This window comes from Micromonospora sp. NPDC049203 (assembly GCF_043197215.1).
Classification (GTDB): Bacteria; Actinomycetota; Actinomycetes; order Mycobacteriales; family Micromonosporaceae; genus Micromonospora.
Genome location: NZ_JBICSV010000007.1, coordinates 159906 through 182209 on the forward strand (window position 1 = coordinate 159906; position 22304 = coordinate 182209).

Here is a 22304-nt window from a genome sequence, read left to right on the forward strand (position 1 = left end):
GACGGAAACGGACGGGTGACCCGGATGGTCAGCGTCCTGAGGCGACTGTCAGGATGACGGCATGACGGTCAGACCTGCCGACAGGGTTGCCCTGGTGACGGGCGGGAGCCGTGGCATCGGCGCCGCCGTCGTGCGTCGGCTGGCCGAGGACGGCATCCACGTCGCGTTCACCTACCGCACCGCGGAGGACAGCGCGAAGTCCGTGGTGGCCGAGATCGAGGCGTACGGCCGGACCGGCCTGGCGATCAACGCGGACAGCACCGACGCGACGGCCGTGGTCGACGCTGTGGAGCGGACCGTCGCCGAGTTGGGGCGGTTGGACATCCTGGTCAACAACGCCGGGGTGTTCGCGGGTGGGCCGATCGAGTCGGTCAGCCTCGACGCCCTGGACCGGGCGATCGCGGTGAACGTGCGCGGGGTCTACCTCGTCACCCAGGCGGCGGTACGCCACATGGGTGCGGGTGGGCGGATCGTCAACATCGGCAGCAGCTTCGCCAGCCGTGTCCCGGCTCCCGGGGTGAGCGCGTACGCGATGACCAAGAGCGCCGTGAACGGGCTGACCCGGGCGCTCGCCCGGGAACTCGGTCCGCGCGGGATCACCGTCAACCTGATCCTGCCCGGCTCGACCGACACCGACATGAACCCGGCGGACAGCGCGGGCGCGGACGGGCAGCGGTCGCACATCGCCCTCGGCCGGTACGCGGCTCCGGAAGACGTGGCGGCGACTGTCAGTCACCTGGTGGGTGCCGGCGGACGGCACATCACCGGCGCGTCGATAGCGATCGACGGCGGCGCGACGGCCTGAGCGGATCCGGGCCGACGGGTGGCTGCTGGGCTGAGCCCGGTCAGGGCAGGCGGTCCACGACCACGAAGGCGGTGCCCGGCTCGACCTCGGTCAGCAGCAGGCGCTGGGCGCTGCGGGTCAGCCGGATGCAGCCGTTCGTGACGTTCTTGCCGAGCGTGTCGTCGTTGTACCAGCTGTGCAGTCCGATGTGGGCCCCGCGCAGGCCGGTCGGCACCGCGTCCGGGTCGTCGGGGATCGCGCCGAGGGCGAAGATGTCGACACCGCCGTAGACGGCCTGCGGGGGTGGCGTGCGGCCCAGCACGAACGTGCGCCCGAGCGGGGTGAGCTGCCCGGACATGCCGAGGCTGACCGGCCAGGTGCGCATCGCGCGCCCGTCCCGGCTCCAGGTGAGGCGGTGGGTGCGCCGCTCCACCACGATCTGGTCGCGCAGCGCCACAGTGGTCCAGCCGCCGGACGGCAGCCACGCGATGGTGCGGTTGGCCGACGGGAGCAGCACCGCGGTCCAGCCGGCGCGGCGGTCGACGATCGGCACCGTCAGCCGTACGCCGCTGATGGTCGGCGCGAGGAACGCCAGCGGACGCCCGCCCGGCGCGTCGTACGCGGCCACGTTCCGGTTCGGGCGCAGCCCTTCGCTGAGCGGGCGGGTGTCGGCCGGGTCCGGGTCGGGCGGGAAGCCGCGCGGGGCCGGGTCGTAGGTGACCACCGGCAGGTCGTCCGGTGCCGGCGCGGCGGGCGGCACCGACTCCAGCGGCGACGGGCTCGGAGCGGCGGTCGTGGCCGGGGGCGCGGCGGCGGGCGGCGCGGACGGGGGTTCGGGCGTGACGGTGAGCGCGCGGCCGACCAGCAGCGCGGTGACGAGCAGCAACGGTACGGCGAGCGCGGCGATCAGCCAGCCGGGAGGCCGGCGCGTGGCAAACCGGTCGAACAGCACGAAACCGACTGTAACGGAACGGAAGTCCTCATACCCGGTACTGCGGGTACGAGGGCTTCCGCGCCGGATCGGCTCAGCTCAGCTTCGCGCCGACGTGGATGGCGATCGCGTCGTGCGCGGCCACGTTCGCGGCGAACCAGCCGGACGAGTCCACGGTGATCACCGGGCCGCTGCACGAGCCGTTACTGAACGTGCCGTGGACGACGTCGCAGTAGCGGCCCGCCGGCAGCCCGGTGTAGTACGACCGGCCGTTCACCGCGCTGTCCTCGTCGTTGATCGTCAGGTAGCCCTTGCCGGTACGGCTGAACGCGATGTGCTGGTAGCCGTTGTCGTACCAGTTGGAGACCCCGGTGCCCTCGGTGGCGTTGCGGAAGCCGACCATGTTGGCGATGACCGGCCAGCGGTGCTCGCACTCCCAGCCCGAGTAGCAGGTGACGTTGGTGATCCGGTTGCTGCCGTCGGAGGGCGGGCCCTGGTCCCGGCCGCTGTAGGTGAAGCTCGACATCACCGCCGGGGTGCCGTACGGCCAGGCCAGCATGAACGCGTTGGCGAGCGCGTACGTGCCGCGGTTGCGGTAGGTGAGCACGCCGCCCTCGCGCTGGGTGTCGTGGTTGTCGGTGAAGACCACCGCCTTCGCGCTCGACAGGTAGCCCCAGGACTCGCCGAAGTTCCGCAGGTACGCCAGGCGCTCGTTGTTGAACATCCGGGCCAGGTCCTTGCCGTACCGGAACTCGTGCACGTCGCCGTTGCCGGTGTACTCGGTGGGCTGGATCGGCTCACCCGCGCCGTAGATGACCTCCTGCACCAGGTACGCGCCGCGGTTCAGCTTGGCCTTGATCGCGGCGATGTCGGCGGCCGGCATGTGCTTGCTGCCGTCGAGGCGGAAGCCGTCGACGCCGAGCGAGAGCAGGTCGTTGAGGTACGCGGCCAGCCTGCCGCGCACGTACTCCGACTCGGTCTTGAGGTCGGCGAGGTTGACCAGCTCGCAGTTCTGCACCTCGTACCGGTCGTTGTAGTTGGCGATGTCGTTGTTGCCGTTGCGGCCGCAGTAGTGGAAGTCCTGCGCCGAGTAGACGCCCGGGTAGTTGTAGTGCCCGTACGACGAGCCGGCCCAGCCGGTGCCGCCGTTCTCCTGGCCGGACATGTGGTTGACCACGGCGTCGACGATCACCTTGACGCCCGCCGCGTGGCAGGTGTTCACCATGGACTGGAACTGCGCGCGGGTGCCCTTGCGGGACTCGATCCGGTAGCTGACCGGCTGGTACGACACCCACCACGGGCTGCTGTTGACGTGCTCCTGGGGTGGGGACACCTGCACGTAGCCGTAGCCCTTCGGGCCCAGCGTGCTGGTGCACTCGGCGGCCACCGAGGTCCAGTTCCACTCGAAGAGCTGGACGATCACCTTCTTGGTGCCCGGGGTGGCGGCGGCGGCCGGGGGTGCCGCCGCGGTGAGGGGGACGAGCAGGCTCGCGGCCAGGCTCAGGGCGAGCGCTGCGGCGCGGCATCGGCGTCGATGCATCAGGACTCCTGCGGGTTGCGGGGGATGCGGGGGAGTGGAGCCTGTATCAGTGCCGGGTTCTTGCAGCCGACCTGAAAGTTTGCGGCAAGGTTACGAGAATGTTGCAAGAGCTGTCAACGTATGGGCATCCGTCGCTGCGTCGGTCGCTACACGCGCGTCCGGTCCGGACGGTTCGAGAATCCGGCCGAGAAATTCGCCACCGGAGGTGATCCGTGCGCGCCGTCCCTCCGTACCTGAGGTGGGAGCAGGGTCGGCCGGTGGGGGCGCCGCCGCGAGACGATCGAGGAGCAGATGGCCCGGGCACAGCAGAACGAGAAGGCGACGACCGTCCGGACCACCACCACCAGCCGTGGTGCCCGGACGATGTCGAAGTCCGCGATGGTGGCACTGACCGCCTCCGCGCTCGGCCTCGCGTGGGCCGGTGTGGAACTGGCCGGCGCCGGCGGCGTCATGTACTCGTACGGATTCTTCTTCACCGAGTTCTTCGCCGGGGTGGTCGCCCTGGTCTCGCTCAGCATCACAGTGATGCTGGGCCTGCTCGCCACCGACCGCCTGGTGCTGCTCATCCGGCACCGCGTGCTGCTCCAGTCGGCGCACCGCGCCACCGGCGTGCTCGGCGTCGCCGGGCTCGTCTTCCACGTCATCACCAAGGTGGCGATCGGCCGGGCCGGGCCGACCGACGCGGTGGTGCCGTTCCTCAGCGGCAGCGGCCTCTACATCGGACTGGGCACCGTCGCCGCGCTGCTGATGGTGGGCGTGCTCTGGACCGGCCTGATCCGGGTCCGGTTCGCCGGAGTCGGTCCGAGGTGGTTCTGGCGCGCGCTGCACTCGATGGCGTACGTGTCCTGGCCGTTCGCGCTGGTGCACGGCCTCAACGCCGGCCGGCCCGCCGCCGCCTGGGTGGTGCTGAGCTACCTCGCCTGCGTGCTGCTGGTGGTGATGGCGCTGCTGGTGCGCGTCTCGGTCCACCTCGGCAAGCGCAGCCGCGAGCAGCACCAGGCCGTCGCGCTGAACAAGGCGATGGCCGGCAAGGGCGAGGAGCGTACCGGCGTGTTCGCCGCGCTCACTCGCAAGAAGGCCGCCGACAAGGAGGACAGCGGAGCCGGCCGGGGCCGCTGGGCCGAGGCGAGCGCCACCTGGACCGCACCGGCAGGCACCGCCCGGCGGCGCGATCCGGAGCGGTTCGCCGTACCCGTGGTGCCGGAACCCGGATCCCTGCGCGAGCCGGTCCGCGCGGCCGCCGCCCGGCGGCGCGAGGCCGAGCCGGACGCGCCCACCCGGCGGGCCCGCACCCAGGAGGCGCCCGCCCGCCGCCGTCGCCGCGACGACGAGGAGCGTGTGACCCGCCGGTCCCGGACCGAGGAGCGGGTGGCCCGCCGCTCCCGCGACGACGAGGACCTGGTCGCCCGGTACTCCGCGCCGCCGGAGAGCGGCGGCCGGCACTCGGCGCCGCCGGACACCGGTGGCCGCCACTCCGCGCCCCCGGACAGCGGCCGGTACGCCACGGCCTCCGAGGTGGCCCGCTACTCCGCGCCGCCGCGCGCCGGCGACGAGCCGGAGGAGCCCTGGGACAGCCCGCGCCGCTGGGAGACCCGCCCGGTCTCCGGCGAGCCGATCTCGGCCGGCCCGATCTCCGGCACCCCGCTCTCGGCGGAGCCGCTCAGCGGGTCCGGCCGGCGCTACCGGGACGAGGAGGACGTGCCGGAGGAGCCCGACTACTGGCGCCCGCCGGCCCGCTACGCCGCCGACGAGGCGTTCGTCGACGACACCCCGACGCTCGTCGACCTCGCCTCTCGCCGCGCCATGCGCGCGGGCAAGGAGAGCCGGCCCGGCCGCCGCAAGCGGGCCGACGCGGAAGCGGTCGACGGCGCGTACTGGGCCGGACTGCGGGGTGAGGCCCGGTGAAGCGCGCGACGATCCCACCTGTCGCCTGTGTCGGCGAGCCCCGCCTGACCGCCGGTTTCGCCGAGTTCGGCCGGCTCGACCTGCTGGCCCACGAGGAGGTGCACGGTCCGATCGGCCCGATGGAACCGGCGGCGCTGCTGCGGCTCGCCGAGGCGATCGACCTCAAGGGCAAGGGCGGCGCCGGTTTCCCGTTCGCCCGCAAACTGCGCGCCGTGCTGGAGTCCTGCGAGCGGCAGGACCTCGGCGCCGTGGTGGTGGTGAACGCCACCGAGGGGGAGCCGGCGAGCTGGAAGGACAAGGTGCTGCTCACCCGCGCCCCGCACCTCATCCTGGACGGCGCCGCGCTCGCCGCGTTCGCGCTCGACGCCGAGGAGATCGTGATCGGCGTCGCCGACGACGACGTGGGCCGCCCCTCGCTGGCCGAGGCGTTGCAGGAACGGCGCATGCCGGTGCCGACCACGATCGTCACGGTGCCGCACCGGTTCATCTCCGGCGAGGGCGGCGCGCTCGTCAACGGCATCAACGGCCTGCCGCACATCCCGCCCGGCACGAAGAAGCGCTCCAGCGACTCCGGCGTCGGCGGGCTGCCCACGCTGCTGTCGAACGCCGAGACGTACTCCCAGCTCGCCGTCGCCGCCCGGATCGGCCCGTACGAGTACGCCGCGCTCGGCACCGACGACGAGCCGGGCACCGTGCTGCTCACCGTCACCGGCTCGGCGAAGCGCCCCGCCGTGGTGGAGTGCGCCGCCGGCACCCCGCTGCGGGAGATCCTCGACCTGTGCGAGGTGCCGCCGGGCCCGGGCATCCTGATGGGCGGCTACCACGGCAAGTGGATCACCTCGGCGGCGGCGGAGCGGGCCGAGGTGTCCCGCAAGGGGCTCACCGCCGTCGGCGGCACGCTCGGCGCCGGCATCATCGTGCCGCTGGGCGCCGACACCTGCCCGCTGGGCGAGGCCGCGCAGGTGGTGCGGTACCTCGCGGGCGAGTCCGCCGGGCAGTGCGGCCCGTGCAAGATGGGCCTGCCCGACCTGGCCCGCTCGGTCGACCTCGCGGTCTCCGGCAGCGCCCCGGTCGAGCTGGTCCGGGCCGCGGCCGGCGACGTCAAGGGCCGCGGCGCGTGCAGCCACCCGGACGGCACCGCCCGGTTCGCGTTGTCGGCCATGGAGGTGTTCGCCGACGACCTGCGGCTGCACGCCACCGGCGAGGGCTGCGGCAAGCGGGTCAAGGGCATGATGGGGCTGCCCGGCGCGCCCGACGCCAACCCGCAGAAGCTCACCCTGGACTGGTCGCGCTGCGACGGGCACGGGCTGTGCGCGCATGTGGTGCCGGACTTCATCCGGCTCGACGGCAACGGCTACCCGGCGTTCCCGCCCACCCCGGTGCCGACGTGGCTGCGCGAGGGAGCGCTCAAGGCGGTAAAGGTCTGTCCCGAACTCGCGCTCCGGCTGGTCCGGGCCGAATAGCCAGGAGCCGCCGATGCGTACCGCCGTCCGTGTCACAGCCGCCGCCGTACTGACCGCTGTGCTCGCCGCCACGACCGGCTGCGCCGCCGGACCGGAGCCCGACGCGGCAGCGGGCGCGGTGGCCCTCGCGTCCACCGCCGCACCCCGGGCCACCGTGACGCCGTCCGGCCCGGCGTCCGCGTCACCGGCCCCGGTGCCGGCCGCGCTGTCGTTCACCGGCAAGACCCTCGACGGTACGGCGTTCGACGCCGCCGCCCTGGCCGGGCGGCCGGTCGTGCTCTGGTTCTGGGCGCCCTGGTGCGCCACCTGCGCGAGCCAGGCGTGGACGGTGGCCGAGATCGCCCCCACCTACCGCGACACGGTCCCGATCGTCGGCGTCGCCGGGCTCGGCGAGCAGAAGGCCATGAAGTCGTTCGTCACCGAGTTCGACCTGGGCGGCACGACACAGATCGACGACCGGGCGGGCGCGCTGTGGCGCCGGTTCAAGGTGGCCGAGCAGAGCACGTTCGTCGTCCTGGACCGCACCGGCCGGGTCGTACACAAGGGATTCCTGGACGGCGAGGCGCTGACCCGGCAGGTCGAGACGCTGGCCCGGGGATGACCGGCGCGCTGCTGCTCGCGCTGACCGCCGGCATGCTCGGCGCGGTCAACCCGTGCGGCTTCGCGATGCTGCCCGCGTACCTGTCGCTGCTCGTCGCCGGCCCCGACGGCGAACGCGGCGCGGTCGGCCGCGCGCTCACCGCGACGGCCGGGCTCACCCTCGGGTACGTGCTGGTGTTCGGCGCGTTCGGGCTGGCCCTGGCACCGGCGGCGGACTGGCTGCGGCCCCGGCTGCCGTGGCTGACCGTGACGCTCGGCGTGCTGCTGGCACTGGCCGGGTGCTGGCTGCTCGCCGGCCGTCGGCTGCCCGCGCCGCGCCCGCTGCGCGTCGCGCCCCGGCTCAGCCGCACCTGGCCGTCCATGGCGCTGTTCGGCGCGGCGTACGCGCTCACGTCGCTGACCTGCGCGATAGCGCCGTTCCTGGCGATCGTGGTGACCAGCCTGCGGGCCGGGTCGCCGTGGCGCGGGCTGGCGCTGTTCGGGGCGTACGCGCTGGGCATGGCGCTCGTGGTCGGCGTGGCCGCGCTCGCCGTGGCGCTGCTGCGCGGTCGGGTGGTGGCGCGGCTGCGCGGCGCGGGCGCGTGGGTGCCGCGGCTGAGCGGCCTGGTGCTGGTGGTCGCGGGCGGCTACGTCGCCTGGTACGGCTGGTACGAGGTACGCCTCGCCCGGGGCCGCTACGACGCCTTCACCGACCCGGTCATCCGCACCGCAGCCGCTATCCAGCAGTCCTTGGTGAGCGCTGTCAACACGCTGGGCCCCGCCGTCCTGGCGGCGCTTCTCCTGACCGCGCTGCTCCTAGCCGCCCTCCGCCCCCGCCCCCGCTCCCGCTCCCGCTCCCGCGATCTTGCACTTGGTGCCCGGGCAGAAGGGGTGAACCGGACTTCTGGCGGGCTGCAAGTGCAAGATCGCGGGGGAGAGGCGGGTGCGGCGTGTGCGGGGGAGCGGGTCAGCGCGGGGTGAGGCGGTCGGTGCCGAGCTTGTCGCGGAGGACCTCCGGGACCACCACCGAGCCGTCGGGCTGCTGGCACTGCTCCAGGATGGCCGGGAACAGGCGGCTGGTGGCGAGCGCCGAACCGTTGAGCGTGTGCACGAAACGCGTCTGCTTCGCGCCCGGCTCGCGGTAGCGGATCGCCGCCCGTCGCGCCTGGTAGTCGCCGGCCCAGGAGACCGACGACACCTCCTTGTACTTGCCGGTGCTCGGCATCCACACCTCGACGTCGAGCGTCTTCTTCATCGAGGCGCTCGCGTCACCGGCGGCCAGCAGGCTGGTCTGGAAGTGCAGGCCGAGCTTGCCGACCAGGCCCTCGACGTGGCCGACCATCGCCTCCAGCGCCTCGCCCGCCTGCTCCGGCAGCGTGAACTGGAAGATCTCCACCTTGTTGAACTGGTGGCCGCGTACGGTGCCGCGCTCGTCGGAGTGCGAACCGGCCGCCTCACGCCGGTAGCACGGCGTGTACGCGAACGCCTTCAACGGCAGCTTCGGCGTCTCCAGGATCTCGTCCTGGTACGCGCCGAGGATCGCCGTCTCCGCCGTGGGCAGCAGGAACTGGCCGCGCGAGGACGACTGCTTGTCGATGTGGTAGACGTCGTCGTGGAACTTCGGGAACTGGCCGGCGGCGAAACCGGCGCTGTCCAGCAGCAGGTGCGGCGGGAGCAGGAACTCGTACCCGGCCTGGATGTTCTGCTCGATCAGCCAGTTCACCAGCGCCCACTCCAGCCGGGCGCCCAGACCGGTGTACATCCAGAAGCCCGAGCCGCCGAGCTTCACGCCCCGCTCGTGGTCGACCAGGCCGAGCGCGCGGCTCAGCTCCACGTGGTCGCGTACCTTCTCGATGGCCGGCGCCTCGCCGAACGTGCGCACCACCCGGTTGGCCTCCTTGCCGCCGGGGACCACGTCGTCGGCGGGCAGGTTCGGCAGCTCGCTCATCGCCGAGCGCAGCCGGGACTGCACCTCGTCGAGCTGGGACTCCAGCTCCGCGAGCTGCTTGCGCTCGGCCTCCGGGGCGACCGGCTGCGGCGTGCCGCCGGACCGTTTCGCCTCCGCGTACGCGCGCGCCTCGGCCTTGCGGCGCTGCCGCTCGGCGTCGATCTCCGTGATCAGGGCGCGTCGTTCCTGGTCGAGCCGCTGGATATCGTCCAGCGCCCGGGTGACCTCGGCGGGATCCAGACGCTTCGCCAGCGCGGTCGCCACCGCCTCGCGATCCTTCCGGATCAACTCCATGTCGAGCATGCTGCTCGTACGCCTCCGTCCAGGCAGTCAGGTGGGACCTCCAGATGCTACCGTCGCGCCCCCGCTGCCCCGGCCCGGCCCGCGCAGCCCGCCGTCGCGGGGCCCGTTCCGGTGACTGTGCGTGGTGACGGTGCCGTCGGCGGAGGGTGCTCACTTTCCGTGATGGCGCATTGATGCACTCGTCGCCCCGCTTCGGCTCACGAGCGCCCTGAGCTGGTCAATCTCGCGGCTCCGCTCCCCGACGGGCATGTCCCTCCGGCGACTTTGCTCTGCAGCCATCGACGCGACGTTCGACGGACCGTAAGCGATGCGCGGATGGCTGCAGAGCAAAGTGCGCAAGGGGTGAAGCATCCGGAGAGTGGCGGCGTCACGCACGGTCACAGATCGGCGTCGCAAGGTGGCGCTGCGCGCGGAACCTCAGAGGCGTACCGGCATCAGGACGGAGAAGGCGCTCGCGTCGTCGGCCCGCCGCACGGCCAGCGGGGTGATCGGGCCGTCCAGCTCCAGCACGAGCTGGCCGTCGCCGGAGCCCAGCGCGTCCAGCAGGTACTCCCGGTTCACCGCCACCCGAAGCGCATCCGCGCCGCCCGCGCCGCCCGCGCCGCTCGGGTCGACCAGGCGCAGCTCGCCGCGGCCGTCCAGGCCGAGCGCCACCACCTCGTGCTCGACGCCCTCGTGCGCGCGGCGGCAGACCGGGACGCCGTCGGCGGTGAGCGCCGCCCGTAGCGCCGCGCCGTCGAACGGGATCCGGTACGCGGGCGCGTCGCCGAGCTGCGCCCGCAGCAGCCGCCGGTAGTCGGGGAAGTCGTACGGCAGCGGGGCGGCGGTCAGCGGCCGGCCCGCCACCGTGACAGTCACCCGGTCGGGGGCGACGACGACTTCGGCGTCCCCCGCGCCGTCGGCTCCGAGCAGCGCCCGCAGCTCGTCGACGGCGGCCACCGGCAGCAGCGCGCTCACCGGCGGGCCGTCGACGGTGCCGCCGGCCCGGGCCACGGCCAGCCGGAACCGGTCGGTGGCGAACAGGTGCACCCCGTCCGGGGCCACCTCCAGCAGCACACCGGACAGGACCGGCAGGCCGGGGTCGGCGCCGACGGCGAAACGTACGGCGTCGAAGGCGGCGGCGAGGTCGGTGCGGGACAGCACGAGTCGGGTGGTCACGATGGTCTCCTCCGGGTCGATCAGGCTGCGGATCCGGGAGAGTTCGCGACGCGCGTCGGCCAGGCCGTCCTCCAGGCGGCGCAGGTGCGCGTCCAGCAGCCGGTGCACCTCGGCCGGCCGGTGCCGGTGCCGCAGCGCCTCGGCGATGCCGGTCAGCGGCATCCCGACCCGGCGTAGCCCGGCCACCAGGCGGGCCGGTCCCACCTGCTCCTCGGTGTACCAGCGGTAGCCGGTCACCGGGTCGACCCGGGCCGGCGCCAGCACGCCGGAACGGTCGTAGAAACGCAGTGCGCTGACCGTCAACCCGCTGGCCCGGGCCAGTTCGCCGATGCTGCGAAGCTCGCTCTCCACGGCCGTCATCCTGTGACCTCAAGCGGGTCGAGGGTCAACCTCACGCCGACAGCGTGCGGAACGTGATGCCCGCGCGTACCAGCCGGTCCAGCAGCGCGTCGCCCATCGCCGCGACCGGCGTGACCTGCCCGGCGGTCTCCGGCAGGTCGTCGAAGGCCAGGCACAGCGCCGACTCGGCGAGCATCTTGGCCGTCTCGTCGTAACCCGGGTCGCCGCCGGACACCTCGGTCACCACCCGCCGGCCGCCGCCGGTGCCCACGAACCGCACCTGGAACCACGACTTCGCCCGCTGCTCGGCGGTCGGCCCCTGCCCGGAGGCGAGCCGCCCGAGCAGCCAGCGCCGCGTCGGCGCCACCTTCACCAGCCCCATCACGCCGGCCAGCCCGACACCCGCGACGAGCACAGTGGGCAGCCGCTTCATCGCCGCGAAGTGCCGGTAGCGGAAGTCCGGGCCGTACTCCGGTCGGGCCGCCGCCGATCGGCGGACCACCTGCGGGTCGATGGTGGGCAGCGGCACCGCCCACTGGCCGAACTCGCGTACCCGGCCGACCTTGCCCGGCACCGCGCGGACCCGGCGCCCGTCCGGGCCGGGCTCCATCGCCCGGCGGGCCCGCGCCGCGCGGCTCATCTCACCGGTACGGGAGAACGCGGTGAGCGCCGAGTGGTACGTCCCGGCGGAGAACCGGCCACCGGCCCGCACGTACCCGTCCACGGCGACCGGCCCGTCGGCGGGCAGTTGCTTGACCGTGTACCAGACGCCCAGGTCGTGCGGAATCGAGTCGAAGCCGCAGGCGTGCACCAGGCGTGCCCCGGTGCGCACCGCCTCGGCGTGGTGCCGCACGTACATCCGGTCCACGAACTCCGGCTCACCGGTGATGTCCAGGTAGTCGGTGCCGGCCGCGGCGCAGGCGGCCACCAGCGGCTCGCCGTGGTGCACGTACGGGCCGACGGTGGTGGCCACCACCCGGGCGCACTCCGCCACCGCGCGCAGCGACGCCGTGTCCGTCACGTCGGCGGTGAGCAGCGGCAGCTCGGCCAGGGCCGGGTCGATCGCGGCCAGCCGGTCCCGTACGGCGGCCAGCTTATCCGGGTTACGCCCGGCCAGCGCCCAGCGCAGCCGGTCCGGCGCGTGCCGGGCCAGGTACTCGGCGGTCAGCCCGCCGGTGAAGCCGGTGGCGCCGAACAGGACGAGGTCGTACGGACGGTCTGCGCGCATCCGCCGAGTGTGCCACCGATGACGCTCACCTTCACGGCGTGAAGACCACCCGGACGCAGCCGTCGGTCCGGTCCCGGAACAACGCGTACCCCTCGGCGCCGCGCTCCAGCGGCATCCGATGCGTGGCCAGGTGCTCGGTGACCAGCTCGTCGCGGGCCATCCGCGCCAGCAGCGCCGGGATCGCGGCCCCGCCCCGGCGGCGGGCGGCACGGACGGCGAGCCCCTTGTCCGCGAGCGCGCCGAGCGGGAACCGGTCCACGAACCCGGGCCGGGCGTCGAGCACCACCACCACGCCGCCCTTGCGGCAGGCGTGCACCGCCTCGCGCAGCGCCGCCCCGCCGTCCGGCTCGGCCACCGGCCACCGGACCGGTACGGTCGCCACCCCGCAGGCGTCGACGCACACGTCCGGGCCCCGGCCGCCGCTGCGTTCGCGCAGCTCGGCGAGCACGTCCACGTACCTGTGGTTGAGCGCCTCCACGCCCTCGTGCCCGGCGACCATCCGCAGCCGGTCGTCCCGGTCGTCGACCACGATCACCCGGTGCGCGCCCCGGGCCACCGCAGCACCGGCGGTGAGCTGGCCGACCGCTCCCGCGCCCCACACCGCCACGACGTCACCGGGGGCGACCTCGCCCAGCTCGGCGCCGTACCAGCCGGCCGGCGCGGCGTCCGCGGCGAACACCGCCCGGTCGTCGCTCACCGACTCCGGCACGGCGAACGCGCCCACGTCGGCGTACGGCACCCGCACGTACTCGGCGTGGCCACCGGCGAAGCCACCGAGCCGGGCCGGCCGTCCGTAGCCGCCGGCGGACGGCTGCCCCCACTCCGGCTCGGCCGTCACGCCGCTCGTGCCGTTGTCGCAGCAGGCCGGCAGCCCCTGCCGGCAGAACCAGCACGCCCCGCACGCCACCGCCGCGCTCACCACCACCCGGTCGGCGACGCGGTGCCGGCGTACCTCCGGGCCGACCTCGACCACGTCGCCGAGGAACTCGCGTCCGAGCACCTCACCGGCGGACGCCTCGGGCACCCGCCCGGCCAGAAGCGGCAGGTCCGCGCCGCAGGTCGTGCTCCGCCGGACCCGCACGATCATGTCCTGGGCGTTGCGCAGCTCCGGGTCCGGGACGCGGCACACCTCCAGCAGGTCGGCTCCGGCCCAGCACAGCGCCCTCATCTCACGGCTCCCGGCCGGTCCAGCGGCGAACGGTCCGCGCGCAGCACCTCGCCGGTCTCCAGGAGCTGCTTGGTCTGCCGCAGCACGTGGCGCAGGAACCGGCCCGGGTCGTCGCCGACCAGGTGTGCGGCTAATCCCGGGAGCGCGCACTCCCCGCCCAGCGGGCGTACCGCCAGCTCGGTGCCGCGCCCGCCGGGAGCCGGGCGGGCCCACACCTCGACCGCGCCGTCGAGGCGGCGCAGCGGCTCGGGCCACCGCCCGGCCGGGAGCACCTGTTCGGGCGGCGCGGCCACCGTCACCACCTGCCACCGGCCCGGCCGTGGATCGACGCAGGCCCGCCGCGCCCGGCGGCGTGCCAGCATCCGCGCCCCCGCCGGCGCCAGCACCCGCGCTCCCGCTAGTGCCAGCGCGCCGACCGCCAGCCGTCCGCTCCGCGCCACCCGACCTCCCGCCGTCTCCGGGTGGCCGGCGTCGGCCGGCCGTCCCGTGTGCCTACAGGGTGCGGGGCGGCCGGGTGAGCCGGGTTCGCCCGGAAGGGGTGAACCGGCCCGGTCCGGGTAACCGCTGCCCGCACCGACGGGGGAGGGACGCATGCCGGAGGAGGCAGACCAGGTCGTCGCACCGAGCGACACGAGCGACATCACCGGTACGCCCGATCTGCTCACCGCCGGCGTCGAATCACCCGCCGGTGCCGCGCTGCCGGGTGGGCCGCCGCTGCTGGCGTCCCGGTTGGCGCCGCCCGCGCCGCCCGAGCCGGTCCTGCTGCGTCCCCGGCTGCTCGACCGGCTGGAGCAGGGCGCGTCCGGTCCGGTGACGCTCGTCTGCGCGCCGGCCGGCTGGGGTAAGACCACGCTGCTGTCGACCTGGGCGCAGGGGGAGCGGGACGGGCCGTCGCCGGCCTGGGTGACGGTGGCCGAGGGCGAGACCACCGGGCGGCTCTGGGGCTACCTGGCCGCGGCCCTGCGCACCGCCGCCGCCGACGACCCGGACGACGGACCGCCACCGGTGCCGGACGGCCCGCCCCGGGCCGAGCAGCTCGAAGCGCTCGCCGCCGCGCTCGCCGCACGGGAACGGCACGTGCTGCTGGTCCTGGACGACCTGCACCGGGTCACCGAACCGGACGCGTTGACCGGGCTGGAGTTCCTGCTCCGGCACGCCGACGGCCGGCTGCGGCTGGTGGCCGGGGCGCGCCGCGAACCACCGCTGGCCCTGCACCACTGGCGGCTGTCCGGCGAGCTGACCGTCATCGGCCCCGCCGACCTGGCGTTCACCGCCGACGAGGTGGCCGACCTGCTCGTCGCGCACGGACTGTCGGTGCCCGCCCCGGCCGTGAGCCGCCTGGCCGAGCGCACCACCGGCTGGCCGGCCGGGCTGCGCTTCGCCGCGCTCGCGCTCGGTGCCGACGCCGACCCGGCGCGCGCGGTGGACCGGTTCGCCGGTGACCAGCCGGACGTCGCCGCGTACCTGCGCGACGAGGTGCTCGCCCCGCTGGCACCGGCGGCCCGCGACGTGCTGCGCCGGGTGGCGGTGGCCGGCGCGGTCCACGCCGACCTGGCCGCCGCGCTGACCGGGCGTTCCGACGCCGGGCACCTGCTCGCCGAGACGGCCCGGGAGGGCGGCTTCCTCCACCAGGACGGCGGCGACCCGCAGTGGTTCCGGCCGCACCCGCTGCTGGCCGACGTGCTGCGCGACGAGCTGGACCGGCTGCCCGCCGACGAGGTGCGTGAGCTGCACCGGCGGGCAGCCGGCTGGTACGGGGCCCACGGCCGCCCGGCCGACGCGCTGCGGCACGCGCTCCTGGCCGGCGAGTGGACCGCCGCCACCGACCTGCTCGTCACCCGCTGGCCCGAGCTGGCGCCGGACGAATCCGCCGCCGCTCCGGCCCCGCCCGAGCCGCCCGCCGAGGCGGTCCGCCGCGATCCGGAGCTGGCGCTGGCCGCGGCGTCCGAGCGGGCGTACGCCGGGGACCGGGCCGCCGCCGACGCGCAGTTGCGGCGGGCGCTCGCCCGGGCCGGTGACCTGCCCGCGCCGCGCCGCGACCGGTTCGGCCGGCTGGCCGCCGCCGTGAAGCTCAGCCTGGCCCGGGCCGGTGGCGACCACGAGGAGGTACGCCGGGCCGCCGACCGCCTGCTGTCCACCGTCGCCGCAAACGAGTCCTCGGGCGGCCCGGAGGCCGGAGCCGGTGACCCGCGCGCCGGGACGGCCGAGCGGGACGACGTGCGCGCGGTGGCCGGCGCCGCGCACGGGCTGGTCGCGCTGGCCGAGGGGGACCTGTCGACGGCCTGGGAGCGGTTCGCCGCGGCGCGGGAGGCGGCGCGGCGGGCCGGGCGACCGCGTACCGAACTGCTCTGCGTCAGCCGTGCGGCGCTGCTGGAGGCGGCCCGGGGCGCGCTGCGGGCCGCCGAGGACCTGGCCCGGGAGGCGCTGGCGATGCCGCCCTGCCAGGGCTGGTCGTCGCGGTCCGACTGCGGCTACGCGTACCTGGCGCTGGCGTTCGTGGACTGGCAGCGGGACCGGCCGGCGGAGGCCACCGCCCACCTGGCGCTCGCCGGGCCGGCCGGCGCGGAGCCGGGCGGCGCCGCCCTCACCGCGCTCTGCCGCGCGGGACTGCTGGCCGACGGCGGCGACCCGGGCGGCGCGTTGCGCACGCTCACCGAGGCGCGGACGGCCGCGCCCGGCCCGGAGCTGGGCGGACGGCTCGCCGCCGCCGAGGCACAGGTACGCGCCGCCGTCGGCGACCTCGACGGTGCCCGGGCGCTGCTCGACGCGGCGGGTGACGGGCCGGCGCCGGCGCTCGCGTCGGCGCGGCTGCGGCTGCGCGCCGGTGACGCCCACGCGGCCGAGCGTGCGTTGCCCGACTGGACCGGGCTTGGCGCGGCGGACTGGCCGCTGCCGGTGCGGCTGGGCGCCGGGCTGCTCGACGCGGCGCTGGCCGACGCCGCCGGTGACGCCCGGCGGGCCGGCCGGTTGCTGGAGGAGGTGCTGGCGCTCGCCGAGCCGGACGGCTTCCGGCGCGTCTTCACCCGGGCCGACCCGGGGGTACGCGATCTGCTCGCCGCGCGCCTGGACTCCGGCACCGCGTACTGGGCCACCGTGACCGAGCTGGTCCGGGGCGTGGACGCGCGACCGGCCACCGCGACGCCGGACGGTCCGGCCCGCACGCTCGACGAGCCGCTCACCGAGCGGGAGCTGACCGTCCTGCGCTACCTCCAGAGCATCCTGTCCAACGTGGAGATCGCCGCAGAGCTGTCACTGTCGGTGAATACAGTGAAGACGCACGTGCGCAACATCTATCGCAAGCTCGACGCGACCCGCCGGCGGGACGCCGTCCGGCGGGCGCGCGAGCTGCGCCTGATCTGACAGCTCTCAGGCGTCGGCGGCGGCGTCCACCACTGCGAGCAGTTCGGCCAGGTCGTAGCCGCCGTCGTGGCGCATGTCGTTCACGAACAGCGTCGGGGTGGCGTCGACGCCGCTGCGGATGCCGCCGACGAAGTCCTGCCGGACCCGGTCGGCGTGTTCCTGGCGGCCGACCTCCGCGGCGACCTCCTCCGGCGACAGGCCGATCTGCTCGACGCCGAGCGACAGGTGCACCGGGTCGAGCTGGTCCTGGTGCTGGTAGAGCCAGTCGTACATCTCCCAGAACCGGCCCCGCGCGGCGGCGGCCTCGGCGGTCTCCGCGGCGTTCTCCGCGTACGGGTGGACGTTCGTGATCGGGAAGTGCCGGTACGCCAGCCGCACCACGTCGGCCCGCTGACGCAGCACCTCGGTCAGGTTCGGGTACGCGGCGCCGCAGAACCGGCACTGGAAGTCGCCGTACTCGACGACTGTGACCGGCGCGTCCACCGGCCCGCGGACATGGTCGCGTTCGGTCACCGGGACCCGTAGCCGCGCGGTGGTGACCTGAAGTGGCGTGGTCATCCGGCACTCACCCGCCCGCTCGTGGTCAGCCGGTTCGGATCACTCATGCCTCCCACGGTGGCGGTCGCCCGGGTGAGCCGGGCTCACCCGGGCGGGGTGGTTCCGCCTCATCGCACGGCGAGGTGGTTGCGCACCTCGCGGATGCCGGGGGCGTTCCACACCACCCGCTCGATCTCCTCGCGTTCGCCGGCCGAGTGGACCTGCCCGTCCAGCAGCACCGTGTCGCCGTGCACCCGCACGTCGACCTCCTCGGCCTCGGTGGCGCGGTTGCGGGCCAGCGCGTCCACGATCCGCTCGGCCAGGTCGTCTCCGTCCGGGTGGGCGGTGGGACGCACCGCGATGCCGTTGCTCACCCCGCACACGCCGGTGAGCCGGGCGACCGCGCGTTCGGCGGCCCGCCGCTGGTACTCCCACTCGACCTCGCCGTGCAGCGTGACCCAGCCGTCGGCCACAGTCACCTGCAACGTCTCGATCGGCACGAACGCGTCCCACTCCAGCGCCCGGACGGCGGCGATGGCGATCTCCGGGTCCTCCCGCCCGGCCGCGGTGCCGATCCGGACGGCGAGGTCGTTGGCGACCGCGCGGACCCGGGTGACCCGGTGCGCGGCCCGCTCGGCGGCCCACTTCTTGGCGTAGCTGTCCACCCGGCCGGTGAGCGTCACCACGCCCTCGGTGACAGTCACCCCGATCTCGTCCGGGCCGACCCGGGGTTCCCAGGTCAGCTCGTCGAGCACGGCGGACTGGATGTCCCGGTCGGTACGCGTGATCGTGTCGGTGGCCATCCGGCTCTCCCTCCCGTCGGTCGCGGCACGGGCACGTGGTCCCGCACCCGCGATCCTGCGCGCGTTCCGGGTGAGCGGCCCTCGCCCGATCCGGGTGAGGCAGCACGGTGGCCGCCCCCGGGAGTCCCGGGGGCGGCCACCGTGTCTGGCGCGTCTGGGGTCAGCCGTCCAGGCCGGCCGGGGAGTTCGGCCGGTCCACGTCCACGAACTCGATGTCGTCGGCGGCGCGGTCCCGGCTGCCGGCGGCGCGTGCCGCGGTGCCGGCGGCCCAGCCGATCGCCGCGCCGGCGAGCGCCGCCGCGATCAGCAGCGTCCAGGGCAGCGCGGGACGGCGGCCGGCGAGCGCGTCGAACGCGAGACCGGCCCGGCGGCGTGCCTCCTCGGCGGCGGAGCCGACCAGGTCGGTGGCGTCGTCGGCCAGGCCGGAGGAGCTGCGGCGGGCGGTCCGGGTGGCGTCGCGCATGCTGTCACCGGCGGAACCGACGGCGGAGAGCAGGTGCTGCCACGCCTGGTCGGCGACCCGCTCGGCCTTGCCCCGGCGGTCCAGCAGGTTGGTTCCGAACATCGTTCTACCTCCTCGGGTGCCGAAGGCCGGCGGCCACTTCGGACTCCGGTGTCCATCCGGCGGTCACTGTCCCGGGCAGTGCCCCACCGGACCCGGCGGCAAACCACGCCCGGGTCATGGCGGGTGCGGCCGGTGAACGGGACGAAGCACCCGAACGCGCCGGGACGGGTGCGGACGGGACGTGCGTGCGCCAGCTACCCTGGTCCGCGGGATCGGCGGGCCCGCCCGGTCGCACGGTTGGCCGTGGCCCGCCACAGGGGGAAACTGGAACCCGGTGGTCCGGATTGGGTACGCCCAGGTGTGCCCAGTTCGCGAATTGCTCATCCCGGGGGGTGGCGACCGGGGCGTGGGAGGAATACTCTCGGTCGCGGCCCGCGTACTGATGAGGCGCCCGTCATGGGCGAGTGGAGGTGCTCGCGTGAGCCTGTCGATCGTGAAGTCGGTGCGGCCGGGTGGTGTCGTCGAGATCGCGCCCCGTGGGGAGATCGACGTCGACACCGCGTACGAGGTGCGGGAAGCGATCGCCGAGGTGCTCGCGAAGGCCCGCCCCGCGCGGATCGAGCTGAACATGCGGCTTGTCACGTTCATCGACTCGGTCGGCATCAGCGCCATGGTCGCCGGCTTCCAGACCTGCGAGGTCAGCGGCGTCAAGCTCGTGGTCACCGAGCCGAGCCGGTTCGTGCACCGGCAGCTCTGGGTGACCGGCCTGCTCGGCCTCTTCGGCGCGCCCGAGCCGTGGTTCGCCGACGACACCCCCGAGGTGCTGCCCGGCGCCTGAGCGCCGTTCGCACCCCCTGCGGCCAGGGGACCTTCTACCCGTTGCCAGTCCGGCGTCGGTACGGGACGATCGTCGCGACGCACGACGGCGAGGGGGCCCGCTTGCAGAGCAGCGACAGCTTCAGCTACACCGTGCAGGCCCGGTGCAGCCGGGCCGAAGCGGTGGCCCTGCTAGGCGACCTGAGTCGCCAGGGTGAGCTGCATCCGCTGATCGTCCGGGTCCGGAAGCTGCCGGCCCGGCCCGGCGCGCTGGCCAGCTACGCGATCACCGACCGGCTGCAACTCGGCCCGCTGCACTTCCCGGTGACCTACCAGGCGGACGTGCTGATCGCGAGCGAGGACGAGGTGGTCACCGTCGCCCGGCAGCAGCCGGCGACGACCGTACGCAACCACACCCGGCTGCGCGACGAGGACGACGGCACGGTACGCGTCGAGGTGGAGATCACGCTCACCGCGCCGGCACCGCTGTTCGGGTACGCGTTCCGCCAGGCCCGGGCGGCTCACCTGGGCCTGGCGGCGCGTCTCGGAGCGACCCTGGAGGGCCGGCCGGCCTGATCCGGCCGGCCCCTTCCGGGCGCTCAGTACACCGACAGGTGCACGTGGTTGGTGTGGTCGCTGGACGGGTCGCCGTTGCCCCCGCTGTACGACTTCCACCCGCTGCTGGGCAGCCAGATCTGCTTGAACCAGATCACGTAGAGCACGGCGAGCGGGTCGGCGTTGCGCACGAAGTACGCGGCCAGGTTGTTGCCGTACGTCCGGTCGCCGCCGGAGGCCACGCCGCCGAAGCCGTTCTTCTGCGCGGCGAAGTCGCAGGCCCGCCCCTTCGGGTGCTCGCCCGAGCCGCTGGGCCGGTGGCACGAGACGTACCTGGTGAAGCCGGCCGCCTTCGCCTGTTGCAGCGCGTGCAGCGTGCGCGGGGTGATGCAGCCGTTGGCCGGGGTCGGGTCGTTGACGCTGCACGACTCCGGGGGCCAGGAGCCGTCCGAGTTGCGCGGCGCCGGCTTCGCGTTCTTGGTGGAGGTGCCCTGGACGCTGCCGCCGCTGCTGCTGCGCGTGGCGCGGTCGTTCGCCACCTCCAGGGCGCGCTCGGCCTGCTCCTTGCGCTTGGCCATCACCGTCACCTGCTTGCGCTGCTCGCGGATCTCGCCGTCGAGCTGGGCGCGGGTGCGGGTGGCCTGGTCCCGGGTGGCGATCAGGTCGCGCAGCGTACGGTCCTCGTGCGCGGCGACCTGTTCCAGCGCGGCGGCCCGGTCCATGAAGCCCTCCGGGCTGCTGCTGCCCAGCAGCACCCCGGCGGTGCCCAGGCGGCCGTTGCGGTACGCCACGGCGGCGATCTCGCCGACCTTGGCGTCGCGTACGGCCAGCTCGGCGCCGACCGTCTTGAGCTGTTCGTTCAGTTGCTTCTGGCGGCTCACCGACCGGTTCAGCGCGGCCTTGGCCTCCAGCCAGCCCTTGCTGGCGGCGTCGAGCTGGGCACGCAGTTCGGGCGTGCCGCCCTCGTCGTCGCCGCCGGGCGCGGCGGCGAGCAGGCCGGTCGCCGGCCCCGCCGAGGCGGGGGAGACCGGAACAGTCGCGACGCCGAGGGCCAGCGTCGCGACGAGCAGGGCCGCCAACCGGGCGGCTGTCCGTCGTACAGGTGCCACGTGGGGCATTCACACGTCCTTCCGTCAACGCCGACCGGGTTAGCTGACGGGTTCGGGACGGAAGATCCCTACCGCTGACGCGGATGCACCCCACGTACGTGGTTCCCCGGCTCGTCCCTGCGGACGATTAGGCGACGGCCGCCCCACCGGGGCCGGTGGCGTCCGCGGGTGCGGCCGCGACCGACACTACCGGCGCTGCCCGGGCGTGGCTCGGTGGAGCAACGCCACCAGGTGGGGCAAAACCGGCATAAGACTACAACAGCCACAGTGATTTAAGTCTGCCCTAATCACCACTCGGTCTTCCCGCACACGCCGGCCGACGCTCCGGGTTCGACCTGCAACGTGGCGTGATCGATGGAGAAGTCCTCGTGCAGGGCGGCCCGCGCGGCGGCCAGCACCTGCCCCGGGTCCACGCCCGGGTCGGTGGTCAGGTGCGCCGAGGCCACCTCCATGCCCGAGGTGAGCGTCCAGACGTGCAGGTCGTGCACCTCGGCCACGCCGGGTACGGCGGCCAGCCGGTCGTGCACGGCGGTCACCTGGAGGTGCTCCGGCGCGGCCTGCACCAGGATGCGCAGCGCGGCCCGGCCGAGCCGCCAGGTGCGCGGCAGGATGAACAGGCCGATCCCGACGGCTACCAGCGGATCGGCCCACCACCAGTCGGTCGCGGCGATGACCAGCGCGGCGGCGATCACGCCGAGCGAGCCGAGCAGATCGCCGAGCACCTCCAGGTACGCCCCGCGCAGGTTGATGCTCTCCTTCGCCCCGGCGCGCAGCAGCGCGAACGCGACGATGTTGGCGAGCAGGCCGAGCACCGCCACCACGAGCATCGGGCCGGCCAGCACCTCCGGCGGCTCGCCGAACCGGCGTACCGCCTCGACCAGGACGTAGAGCGCGACGGCGCCGAGCAGCACGGCGTTGGCCAGGGCGGCGAGCACCTCCAGCCGGTAGAGCCCGAACGTGCGCTGCGGGTCGGTGCCGGCGCGGCGGGCGGCGGTGATCGCGGCCAGGGCCATGCCGATGCCGAGGACGTCGGTGAACATGTGCCCGGCGTCGGAGAGCAGCGCGAGCGAGCCGGTGGTGAAGGCGGCCACCGCCTCGACCACCATCAGGACGGCGAGCAGCGCGAAGGCGGCCCAGAGGCGGCCCCGGTGGCGGTGTGCCGCGTTGGCCACCGCGCCGCTGTGGTCATGACCTGCGCCCACGCCAACACCCTTCCTGCCCCGTACCGGCCAGGCCCAATGTATGTTCACATCGCTATGTATGCAACTGAACT

The 22304-nt window shown here is 74.6% G+C and carries 20 protein-coding genes and 1 riboswitch; of the genes, 8 read left to right on the top strand and 12 right to left on the bottom strand.

The annotated features are described in order from the left end of the window. Positions 1-61: 61 nt before the first annotated feature. Entirely contained in the window at positions 62-805 is a 744-nt protein-coding gene (locus ACGFIA_RS20440) for a 3-oxoacyl-ACP reductase family protein (protein ID WP_357470538.1), read from the top strand. Positions 806-845: 40 nt separating this feature from the next. Here ACGFIA_RS20440 and ACGFIA_RS20445 read toward each other — a convergent pair whose 3' ends face one another. Next, the gene (locus tag ACGFIA_RS20445; RefSeq protein ID WP_357470535.1) at positions 846-1736 is read right to left on the bottom strand and encodes a L,D-transpeptidase; all 891 of its coding nucleotides are present in this window, start codon (positions 1734-1736) and stop codon (positions 846-848) included. Positions 1737-1809: 73 nt separating this feature from the next. Continuing rightward, positions 1810-3255: an alpha-amylase family protein gene (locus ACGFIA_RS20450; protein ID WP_357470532.1), complete on the bottom strand. Its 1446-nt coding sequence runs from the start codon at positions 3253-3255 to the stop codon at positions 1810-1812. A 291-nt stretch (positions 3256-3546) separates the two neighbouring features. Between ACGFIA_RS20450 and ACGFIA_RS20455 the strand changes: the two genes are divergently transcribed. The 4 genes from ACGFIA_RS20455 to ACGFIA_RS20470 are packed head-to-tail and all read left to right on the top strand — an operon-like array spanning position 3547 to position 8183. Further along, complete coding sequence (locus ACGFIA_RS20455) at positions 3547-5160, top strand: hypothetical protein (RefSeq protein WP_357470528.1); 1614 nt, start codon at positions 3547-3549, stop codon at positions 5158-5160. Further along, on the top strand, positions 5157-6623 hold the full coding sequence (locus ACGFIA_RS20460; RefSeq protein WP_357388538.1) for an NADH-ubiquinone oxidoreductase-F iron-sulfur binding region domain-containing protein: 1467 nt from the start codon (positions 5157-5159) through the stop codon (positions 6621-6623). Before ACGFIA_RS20455 ends, ACGFIA_RS20460 begins: the two co-directional genes overlap by 4 nt. 13 nt (positions 6624-6636) lie before the next feature. Next, positions 6637-7224, top strand: a complete 588-nt coding sequence (locus ACGFIA_RS20465; protein WP_357470525.1) for a redoxin family protein — start codon at positions 6637-6639, stop codon at positions 7222-7224. Next, on the top strand, positions 7221-8183 hold the full coding sequence (locus ACGFIA_RS20470; RefSeq protein ID WP_357470522.1) for a cytochrome c biogenesis CcdA family protein: 963 nt from the start codon (positions 7221-7223) through the stop codon (positions 8181-8183). Before ACGFIA_RS20465 ends, ACGFIA_RS20470 begins: the two co-directional genes overlap by 4 nt. Here the strand turns inward: ACGFIA_RS20470 and serS are convergent. The 5 genes from serS to ACGFIA_RS20495 form a co-directional block, all read right to left on the bottom strand. Then, entirely contained in the window at positions 8170-9453 is a 1284-nt protein-coding gene (gene serS, locus ACGFIA_RS20475; RefSeq protein WP_184975299.1) for a serine--tRNA ligase, read from the bottom strand. The two genes, ACGFIA_RS20470 and serS, sit on opposite strands and share 14 nt — an antisense overlap. Before the next feature lie 417 nt (positions 9454-9870). Then, positions 9871-10971, bottom strand: a complete 1101-nt coding sequence (locus tag ACGFIA_RS20480) for a MerR family transcriptional regulator (RefSeq protein WP_357470519.1) — start codon at positions 10969-10971, stop codon at positions 9871-9873. Positions 10972-11002: 31 nt separating this feature from the next. Continuing rightward, entirely contained in the window at positions 11003-12178 is a 1176-nt protein-coding gene (locus ACGFIA_RS20485) for a saccharopine dehydrogenase NADP-binding domain-containing protein (protein WP_357470516.1), read from the bottom strand. Positions 12179-12209: 31 nt separating this feature from the next. Continuing rightward, positions 12210-13346 carry an alcohol dehydrogenase catalytic domain-containing protein gene (locus ACGFIA_RS20490; protein WP_357470513.1) on the bottom strand — a complete coding sequence of 379 codons (1137 nt, stop codon included), beginning with the start codon at positions 13344-13346 and terminating at the stop codon, positions 12210-12212. Further along, the gene (locus tag ACGFIA_RS20495; RefSeq protein WP_357391181.1) at positions 13343-13786 is read right to left on the bottom strand and encodes a hypothetical protein; all 444 of its coding nucleotides are present in this window, start codon (positions 13784-13786) and stop codon (positions 13343-13345) included. Before ACGFIA_RS20495 ends, ACGFIA_RS20490 begins: the two co-directional genes overlap by 4 nt. Positions 13787-13937: 151 nt before the next feature. Here ACGFIA_RS20495 and ACGFIA_RS20500 point away from each other — a divergent pair, with 151 nt between their 5' ends. Further along, positions 13938-16706: a LuxR C-terminal-related transcriptional regulator gene (locus tag ACGFIA_RS20500; protein ID WP_357470510.1), complete on the top strand. Its 2769-nt coding sequence runs from the start codon at positions 13938-13940 to the stop codon at positions 16704-16706. Positions 16707-16712: 6 nt separating this feature from the next. On the opposite strand, the gene ACGFIA_RS20505 is transcribed toward ACGFIA_RS20500, so the two are convergent. From ACGFIA_RS20505 to ACGFIA_RS20515, 3 genes are all read right to left on the bottom strand, one after another. Beyond that, positions 16713-17264: a thioredoxin domain-containing protein gene (locus tag ACGFIA_RS20505; RefSeq protein WP_357391177.1), complete on the bottom strand. Its 552-nt coding sequence runs from the start codon at positions 17262-17264 to the stop codon at positions 16713-16715. A 107-nt stretch (positions 17265-17371) separates the two neighbouring features. Beyond that, positions 17372-18046: a BON domain-containing protein gene (locus ACGFIA_RS20510; RefSeq protein ID WP_357391175.1), complete on the bottom strand. Its 675-nt coding sequence runs from the start codon at positions 18044-18046 to the stop codon at positions 17372-17374. A gap of 160 nt (positions 18047-18206) precedes the next feature. After that, a complete protein-coding gene (locus tag ACGFIA_RS20515) occupies positions 18207-18611 on the bottom strand; it encodes a hypothetical protein (protein WP_357390347.1) in 405 nt (134 codons plus the stop codon). Between the two features lie 418 nt (positions 18612-19029). Between ACGFIA_RS20515 and ACGFIA_RS20520 the strand changes: the two genes are divergently transcribed. Further along, a complete protein-coding gene (locus tag ACGFIA_RS20520) occupies positions 19030-19389 on the top strand; it encodes an STAS domain-containing protein (RefSeq protein ID WP_354872311.1) in 360 nt (119 codons plus the stop codon). Positions 19390-19490: 101 nt separating this feature from the next. Further along, positions 19491-19943: an SRPBCC family protein gene (locus tag ACGFIA_RS20525; protein WP_357390345.1), complete on the top strand. Its 453-nt coding sequence runs from the start codon at positions 19491-19493 to the stop codon at positions 19941-19943. 23 nt (positions 19944-19966) lie between these two features. Here the strand turns inward: ACGFIA_RS20525 and ACGFIA_RS20530 are convergent, their stop codons facing one another. Further along, the gene (locus ACGFIA_RS20530) at positions 19967-21040 is read right to left on the bottom strand and encodes a hypothetical protein (protein WP_357390343.1); all 1074 of its coding nucleotides are present in this window, start codon (positions 21038-21040) and stop codon (positions 19967-19969) included. Positions 21041-21044: 4 nt separating this feature from the next. After that, positions 21045-21175: riboswitch (cyclic di-AMP (ydaO/yuaA leader) on the bottom strand. 143 nt (positions 21176-21318) lie between these two features. After that, the gene (locus ACGFIA_RS20535; protein WP_357390341.1) at positions 21319-22233 is read right to left on the bottom strand and encodes a cation diffusion facilitator family transporter; all 915 of its coding nucleotides are present in this window, start codon (positions 22231-22233) and stop codon (positions 21319-21321) included. Positions 22234-22304 lie beyond the last annotated feature (71 nt).